This is a genomic window from Collinsella sp. AM13-34 (assembly GCF_003473055.1).
Classification (GTDB): domain Bacteria; phylum Actinomycetota; class Coriobacteriia; order Coriobacteriales; family Coriobacteriaceae; genus Collinsella.
Genome location: NZ_QRLE01000062.1, coordinates 1 through 1,253 on the forward strand (window position 1 = coordinate 1; position 1,253 = coordinate 1,253).

The following is a 1,253-nucleotide window of genomic DNA, read 5'->3' on the forward strand; positions in this document are numbered from 1 at the left end:
CGCCAGAAGGGCATGCTCATGCAGCGCGGGCCGCCGCGGCCGCGGGAGAGCTCGGCGGAGGGCACGACGAGAAGGTCCAGGCCCTCCTTGTACAGCACGTCGTTGGTGACGGTGTTGCGGGCGTAGACGCAGATCTTGCCGGGCTCGACGCACAGGGTGTTGGAGCCGTCGTTCCACTGCTCGCGGGAGGCCGCGATCGGGTCGCCGCCGCCGCAGGGGATCAGCTTGACCTGGTCGACGCCGGTGGCGTCCTCCAGGACGTGCTCGAGGGTGTCCTCGATCAGGCGGATGTTCACGTCGCCCGGGTTCTTGCCGGCGGTCAGCTCGTAGACGCGCAGGGTGCCCATGATGGCGGGGTGGATCGTGAACTTATCGACGTCGATCTGGGTGAAGACCGTGTCGAGGTGCATGAAGGCGCGCGAGACGGGGATGTCGAAGGCCAGGATGCGCTCGACCTTGGAGTCGGAGTTCCAGAAGATGTTCTGGGCCATGACGTCGATGGCGGCCGCCTGGGTGCGCTGGGAGATGCCGACGGCGAGGGTCTTCTCGTTGATGTTCAGCACGTCGCCGCCCTCGGTGTGGAACTGGCAGTCGCGGCGGAAGTACAGGGAGACGTCCTTGTAGTCGGGGTGGTACTTGAAGACGTACTTGCCGTACAGGGTCTCGCGGTTGCGGGTGACCGAGTACATGCGGTTGAGGTTGACGCCCTCGCCGACGACCGCGAACGGGTCGCGGGTGAAGTAGAGGTTGGGCATCGGGTCGATGATCAGGTCGGACTCGGACTCGGAGTTGACCAGGGAGTCGAGGGTCGTGGACGCCGTGAGGGGCATGTCGATCTCGGCCTTGGTCATGCCGGCCATGGTCTTCTTGACGAACTCGAGGTTGTCCTCGATGGAGTCCAGCTTCTCGCGGACGATCTGCGGCATGTGCTGGCCGCGGATGCCTGCCTCGGCGATGTACTGGTCGGTGAACTCGGCGCGGGCGCCGGGGACCTGGTCGAACACCTCTGCGACGAGGTTCTCGAGGTAGAGCACCTCCACGCCCTGGTCCTTAAGGATCTGGGCGAAGGTGTCGTGCTCCTGCTGCGCGACCTCCAGGAACGGGACGTCGTCGAACAGGAGTCGCTCGAGCTCGTCGGGCGGCAGGTTGAGGAGCTCGTCGCCGGGACGGTGCAGGCAGACCTTCCTGAGCTTGCCGATCTCGGAAGGCACGTGCAGACCTTTCGTCATGGCCTCCTACCTTTCTTTCGGGCC

At 65.4% G+C, this 1,253-nt stretch carries 1 protein-coding gene; it reads right to left on the reverse strand.

The features are described 5' to 3' along the window. Window positions 1-1,229, reverse strand: a 1,229-nt coding sequence (gene arcA, locus DW151_RS10395) for an arginine deiminase (RefSeq protein WP_118335762.1), incomplete at its 3' end; no start/stop codon positions are given. Window positions 1,230-1,253: the final 24 nt, after the last annotated feature.